Raw genomic sequence first — 6,425 nt, 5'->3', positions numbered from 1 at the left:
ATAATTCAAGTGAATTTGTTTGAAAGAAGAACTTTAAAAGCTTTATTTTCACCCGATAAAATACCCATAAAACAAGAGGAAGCTCATTTGAGCTTCCTCTTGTGAAAAATTGTGGGACAGCAATGGCTACGGCGCTCTTTTTCATATGTCAAAATAATGACTGGATACAAAGAAAAATCTGCTGCGTACACAAACTATACAAATTTATATCTATAATTTTCAGACGTCTATTAAATAATCCATATAATTTACTTGAATATCTATAAATACAGGGTATGATGGCGATAACTAGAAAAATTCTTGTTTTGGTTAGTCTTCTTTTAAGTATCGCAGTTTTAGTCATAAACCTTCGTTTTAAAGATCAATAAGCTCCATCCTTTTTATTTTTCAAAGTTACAGCTAGTCATCTGAAATTTTGACTATAAATCCATAAGATTCAATAGGTTATATTATGTCTAACACAGTTACCGGTACAGTAAAGTGGTTCAACGAAACTAAAGGTTTTGGCTTCATTCAACAAGACAATGGTCCAGACGTTTTCGCTCACTTCAGCGAAATCCAAGGTTCAGGTTTCAAAACTTTAGCTGAAGGCCAAAAGGTTTCTTTCAGCGTAGCCCAAGGCCAAAAAGGTCCTACAGCGACTAACATCACTGCAATCTAATATTGCGAAGATGAAAAAAAGCACTCATTAGAGTGCTTTTTTTGTACCTTAAATTGGCTAATTTTAGTTTCCAGATCAATTAATTAAATTTTAAAGATAATTAAAAATATTCGCTTTTCATTCATCATCTTGTCCTAAATTTCTTCATCTAAATTTAGTCAGGTTAAAACATGAAGAAACTGAGAAGAAATTTGATGATTTTAAAATCAAAAATTGCCCATAAAAATATAGAAGTTTAATTAAAAATATTATTTATTAATTACTTAAATAAAAAGTTGAAAGAAATCCTAGAATTTACAAAAGTCTTGTCTATAGCTCCATCTTCCCTACATCACTGACTCCTATGATGAACTCATTGAATAAATATGAGTATGATCATGAAAAAACTAGTTTCTTCCTTAATGATTGGCTTGATCGCAACAACAGCTACCATGTCAGCAATGGCGGCTCCTGGACCGGATCATCGTCATCCAACGCCATCAGCGCATCATTTTGATAAGAAACCAATGCCGCATAAAGGTGGTTTCCATAAAGCACCTCCTAAAGCGCATTTTAACCAGCATGATCGTCATGATAAGTTTGGCAAAAAAGACCATAAAGGCTTTTTCAACAAAAATCATCACAATGGTCCGCATCACAAGTTACCACCTAAGTATCGTTAATCCGAATGGCTTAAATACATAGTGGAGAGAGAAGAAAAAGCCCGATGTAACTCATCGGGCTTTTTTAAACTGGATTAATTATTCGGATAGATTAGGCAACTAGAGAAACTCTTCAAGCACAGAGTTTAAAAAGATGTGACCTTGCTCAGTACATGCCAGACGTTCTGTATCTTCTACCATCAGTTGACGTTGACGCAATGAAGTCAGTAGTTCATTCAGTGTATCCAGACTATAGCCTGTTCGTTCAAGATAAAGCTTTGCTTCCACGCCATCATTTAAACGTAAGGCATTCATCATAAATTCAAACGGCATATCTGCCACTTCGATGCGCTTAAACTGCAAATGTTCAGCTGGCACTTTGGCTAAATAGTCTTTGGGCAAACGGGTTTTCTGGAAACGGTAAACACCATCCGGTTGAGTCACTTTGCCATGTGCCCCTGCTCCAATGGCCAGATAATCACCAAATTGCCAGTAATTCAGGTTATGTGCCGATGGTAATTCTTTACGCCAAGCAGAGACCTCATAATTGATAAAGCCATTGGCTTTTAAATAAGCCTCGCCCTGTTCCTGAATCTCTTCCAGTACTTCATCGACCGGTAAAATCGGTTGAGTACGGAAAAACACGGTATTCGGCTCAATAGTTAACTGATACCACGAAATATGCGTAGCACCATTCTCGACTGCCAGTTTAAGGTCATTGAGTGCCTGCTCCAGTGCCTGTTCAGGCAAGCCATGCATCAAATCCACATTAATCCGTTGAAAACCAGCATCACGCGCCAGGCCAATCGCCGAGATCGCATCTTCATTGCTATGAATTCGGCCCAGCTTTTTCAGATGCTTGGTATTAAAACTTTGCACGCCAATCGAAAGACGATTAATACCAGCTGCTAAATATCCAGCAAATGGATCATGCTCCACTGTACCCGGATTGGCTTCTAGCGTGATTTCACAATTCTCTTCAAAAGGAATCAGTGCTTTTAGTTCTGTAAATAGCCATTGATAACCTGCAGCAGAGATCAGTGACGGTGTTCCCCCACCGATAAATACACTATGAATCGAACGGCCTTGGGCAAAATCAACCTGAGTTTTAAAGTCCTCTACCAGCGCATGCAGATATTCCCGCTCTAGGTCTAAAGACAATTTTCCATTAGGCACGGCATGCGAGTTAAAGTCACAATACGGACATTTACGTACGCACCACGGCATATGGATATACAGGGATAAGGGAATAAGTGCAGGATTCAATTCAGCCAAAGAACTACTCAAAAACAACTACAAGATCTAGCGTAATTTTAACATGACTCGGCAACAACACTGCTAAAATTAAAATCGCCATCGCCTAATGCCTAAAAATTTAAATAGAATTAGATAGTTAAAATTATGAAAATATCCTCCCAGCTCCTTATTTTACTACCTTTGGTCTTTGCAATCGGGGTCTTGCTGACCTTACAGACGGCTATTAATACCCAATTAAAAGAATATTTATATTCTCCTATTCAAGCTGCATTTTTTTCCTTTTTGATTGGTACAATAGTACTTGCCGGCATCGTACTGTTTCAGTCGCATCCCAAACCAGGCTTACAGGAGCTAATTGCAGTTCCCTGGTATCTCTGGTTAGGTGGATTTTTGGGTGTTTATGCGATCAGCATGAGCATTTATGCTGCACCTAAAATGGGCTTCCTGACACTGACCGGAATGATTATTTTTGGTCAGATGGTGATGTCCATGATCGTCGATCAGTTTGGTCTGCTGGGCAATGAAAAAATGCCGGTGAACTGGCAACGTCTTTTAGGTGGCGTGGTGATTTTTATTGGTGTGCTTCTCACTTTACAACGCTAAACCTTATCTCTAAGCACATGATCACTAATGAGTAATTTTTGTGTCGAATGTTTTGACAGCCACAACCCGTCGTTATGAATTAAAACAATTGTTCCATCTGATGTTGCCCATTCTGGTCACACAATTCTCCCAGGCAGGTTTGGGCCTGATTGATACCATTATGGCCGGACGCCTCTCACCGACCGACCTGGCAGCGATTGCGGTCGGTGTCGGTCTCTGGATTCCAGTCATGCTGCTCTTTAGTGGTATCATGATCGCCACTACACCTTTAGTGGCGGAAGCCAAAGGCGCACGTACACCTGAAAAAATTGCCACAATTGCGCGGCAATCATTATGGGTCGCATTGATTCTAGGGGTGATTGCGGGTCTGGTATTGCAAGTTTTACCACTCACCTTACCTTTACTAGGTGTTCCAGAAAGTCTGCAACCTAAAGCTGGCCTGTTCCTGCATGCCATCGGCTTTGGTATGCCTGCTGTGACCATGTATGCGGCTTTACGTGGTTATTCTGAAGCCATTGGTTATCCACGTCCGGTCACTGCCATTAGTCTCATGGCGCTACTGCTTCTGGTTCCATTAAACTTCATTTTTATGTATGGAGTTGGCCCTATTCCGGCACTGGGCAGTGCCGGTTGTGGTTTTGCCACAGCAATTCTGCAATGGTTAATGTTACTCAGCTTAGCGCTGTATATTTTTAAAAATCGGGTTTATCAAAGTAGTCAGCCATTTAGTCACTGGGAAAAGCTGAACGGATATTGGCTGAAACGGATTTTAAAGCTGGGCTTTCCGATCGGACTGGCAATTTTCTTTGAAGTGAGTATTTTTAGTACCGCAGCGATAGTCTTGAGCCCATTGGGTGAAACCATTGTGGCCGCTCACCAGATTGCTATTTCTGTTACCTCACAGCTGTTCATGATTCCGATGTCTCTCGCCATTGCACTAACCATTCGGGTGGGAACTTATTATGGTGAACAGAACTGGGATGCCATGCGTAGAGTACAAGGCTTAGGTCTGATGACCGCGACGATTTTGGCTCTGCTCATCATGTTATTACTCTGGGTGTTCCGTAGTGAAATCGTAGCGCTTTATACCTCTGATCCTATGGTGACCCAGATTGCGCTTTATCTGGTGCTCTTTGCAGTGGCCTATCAGCTGATGGATGCCTGGCAGATCAGTGCTGCAGGTTGCTTACGCGGTATGCAGGATACCAAAGGCCCAATGTGGATCACCATGATTGCTTACTGGGTGATTGCCTTCCCGGTGGGGGTTTATTTGTCCCGTTTTGGAGATATGGGGGCGGCAGGCGTCTGGGTCGGACTGATTGTCGGTCTCAGTGTGGCTTGTGTCCTGCTGCTGGCACGGCTTTATGGTAATAATAAACGTTTAAGCCAGCATGCCTAATCCTCTTATTATTTAAAAAGATGCATTGAATTACTGATTTAACGCATCTTTTAATCCCTGTGGAATTTCCGACTCATCCGCCACTTCCTTAATCACCACTTGCCCGACAATGACATCTGTTCCATTAAAGGTCATGGTCGGTGCACCATAAAGTTCATAGCCTTCATTGAGTGCCTTGGTCACACGGGCACAAAAATTCACATCATCTTTGCCAGTAAAATATCGATAGACTTTCATTGAAATTTCTTGATCTTGAGATGCCATTATTTTAAGCCTTTCCTCATAGAAAGGAACTTAAAAACCATGCTTTGCTCTCTTCAGAATAATTAAATAATTGATTTAAAAACTGCCGTACATACGCCGAGTTGGTTTAAAAATTGCATAAATCAAGTGAACAATATCAAGCAAATATGAATACTTTGAGAAGCTTTGCAACATAACATCTACAATTAAATATAGGCAATTTATAGTTTGTCACCTATGATCAAATACACCCATAAAAATGGTGATTTTGAGGAATCTCGCATGGCAAAAACGGCTCGAACGCCTGGTCGCCGCTTTATGAAATTGGCTGGAATGACCGCAAGTATTGCAAGTAAAACCCTATCCAATTCGATTAAAAATTTAACTGCGGATGAAGAGCAGAAAAATGCTGCACGCAGTAAATTATTTCAGGATATTGGAGTACAGATTGCTGATACCTTGGGGGAGATGAAAGGTGCGGTGATGAAAGTCGGCCAGATTGCCTCGCAATATAAAGATATTTTTCCGCCTGAAGTTGCTCGAGCCATTTCCAAATTGCAACGTCAGGCTCCACCGATGCCATTTAAAGAGATTCAGTCACAGGTCGAAAAAGAATTAGGCAAATCCTTGCAAGATCTATTCCAGCAGTTTGATGAGCAGCCTTTTGCCGCAGCCTCGATCGGACAGGTGCATAAAGCGACGCTACCCGATGGCCAGCAGGTTGTGGTCAAGGTGCAATATCCGGGGGTAGAAGAAGCCTGTGAAAGTGACCTGAAACAGGTTCGTCTCGCCTTACGTTTGATGGGTGTACTGAAAATTGACCGCAAATTGCAGGATCAGCTCTTCAAAGAAATTCAGCATAGCTTGGACAATGAACTCAATTATGAAATTGAGGCACAGAATCTGGAAGTGGCGCGCGCTTTTCATGAATCACTCGATCATCAAATTGTGATTCCAAAGGTATTTAGTGAGTACTCTTCCCGCCATATTCTGACCCTAAGCCTGGAACAGGGTGAAAGTATGGAAACGGCCAGCCAATGGCCGCTAGAAACCCGTAATGCCCTAGGCCGCCGTTTATTCCGTGCGATTGGTCAGGAAATTTTCTATCTGAAACGTTTCCACTGTGATCCACATCCAGGGAACTTTGCCTTCCGTGAAGATGGCTCGGTGATTATTTACGATTACGGCGGTGTTAAAACGCTTTCTACCGAGATCATTACCCATTTCAAGGAACTGATCCATGCAGCCCGGGATAAGGATATTTCGACCATTGAACAGCAACTGGATGCCCTGCATACCCTGACAGAAACCGGAAAATTCCCGGCCGATCTGTATGAGCAATGGCTAGAAGTGCTGATGCGTCCTTTAACTACCAATTATGATTTTGCTGAAAACTCAGCACATCATGATGGAATGGAATTGCTCAAACCTTCTCTGAAATATTGGGATGTATTCAAACCGTCGCCAGATACCCTGATGGTGAACCGTACTATTTCCGGACAATACTGGAACCTGATTCATTTGAAAGTACATGATGATTTGAGTGATGTATTTGAGGAAATTGTGCCAAGTCGCAGTTAGGTTGAAGTAATAAGCTTACAAGCTGTAACCCTACTTCACT

General features: G+C 41.7%; 7 protein-coding genes. 5 read left to right on the top strand and 2 right to left on the bottom strand.

Annotated features, from left to right (window positions below):
• The first annotated feature begins 451 nt into the window (after window positions 1-451).
• The gene (locus tag FTV31_RS05485) at window positions 452-661 is read left to right on the top strand and encodes a cold-shock protein (RefSeq protein WP_004786992.1); all 210 of its coding nucleotides are present in this window, start codon (window positions 452-454) and stop codon (window positions 659-661) included.
• A 377-nt stretch (window positions 662-1,038) separates the two neighbouring features.
• Entirely contained in the window at window positions 1,039-1,323 is a 285-nt protein-coding gene (locus FTV31_RS05480) for a hypothetical protein (protein ID WP_166135886.1), read from the top strand.
• 99 nt (window positions 1,324-1,422) lie between these two features.
• Here the strand turns inward: FTV31_RS05480 and hemW are convergent, their stop codons facing one another.
• Window positions 1,423-2,577, bottom strand: a complete 1,155-nt coding sequence (hemW, locus tag FTV31_RS05475) for a radical SAM family heme chaperone HemW (protein WP_180013504.1) — start codon at window positions 2,575-2,577, stop codon at window positions 1,423-1,425.
• A gap of 126 nt (window positions 2,578-2,703) precedes the next feature.
• Here hemW and FTV31_RS05470 point away from each other — a divergent pair, with 126 nt between their 5' ends.
• Window positions 2,704-3,162 carry a DMT family transporter gene (locus tag FTV31_RS05470; protein ID WP_159122648.1) on the top strand — a complete coding sequence of 153 codons (459 nt, stop codon included), beginning with the start codon at window positions 2,704-2,706 and terminating at the stop codon, window positions 3,160-3,162.
• 40 nt (window positions 3,163-3,202) lie between these two features.
• Window positions 3,203-4,561, top strand: coding sequence for an MATE family efflux transporter (locus tag FTV31_RS05465; RefSeq protein WP_180013503.1), 1,359 nt, complete (start codon window positions 3,203-3,205; stop codon window positions 4,559-4,561).
• Between the two features lie 30 nt (window positions 4,562-4,591).
• Here FTV31_RS05465 and FTV31_RS05460 read toward each other — a convergent pair whose 3' ends face one another.
• A complete protein-coding gene (locus tag FTV31_RS05460) occupies window positions 4,592-4,798 on the bottom strand; it encodes a DUF1737 domain-containing protein (RefSeq protein ID WP_034701512.1) in 207 nt (68 codons plus the stop codon).
• Between the two features lie 288 nt (window positions 4,799-5,086).
• Between FTV31_RS05460 and FTV31_RS05455 the strand changes: the two genes are divergently transcribed.
• Complete coding sequence (locus FTV31_RS05455) at window positions 5,087-6,385, top strand: AarF/ABC1/UbiB kinase family protein (RefSeq protein ID WP_004787005.1); 1,299 nt, start codon at window positions 5,087-5,089, stop codon at window positions 6,383-6,385.
• Window positions 6,386-6,425: the final 40 nt, after the last annotated feature.

Source organism: Acinetobacter sp. YH16031, assembly GCF_013417335.1.
In the GTDB taxonomy this organism is placed as follows: domain Bacteria; phylum Pseudomonadota; class Gammaproteobacteria; order Pseudomonadales; family Moraxellaceae; genus Acinetobacter.
The sequence above is the reverse complement of the archived record's forward strand: the minus strand, read 5'-3'. Positions and strand labels throughout refer to the sequence as shown.

Bases quoted from the DNA above. Each gene is read 5' to 3' on its own strand.
- FTV31_RS05470 (WP_159122648.1), top strand. From the start codon at position 2,704: ATGAAAATATCCTCCCAGCTCCTTATTTTACTACCTTTGGTCTTTGCA.
- FTV31_RS05480 (WP_166135886.1), top strand. From the start codon at position 1,039: ATGAAAAAACTAGTTTCTTCCTTAATGATTGGCTTGATCGCAACAACA.
- FTV31_RS05460 (WP_034701512.1), bottom strand. From the start codon at position 4,798: ATGAAAGTCTATCGATATTTTACTGGCAAAGATGATGTGAATTTTTGT.
- FTV31_RS05485 (WP_004786992.1), top strand. From the start codon at position 452: ATGTCTAACACAGTTACCGGTACAGTAAAGTGGTTCAACGAAACTAAA.
- FTV31_RS05455 (WP_004787005.1), top strand. From the start codon at position 5,087: ATGGCAAAAACGGCTCGAACGCCTGGTCGCCGCTTTATGAAATTGGCT.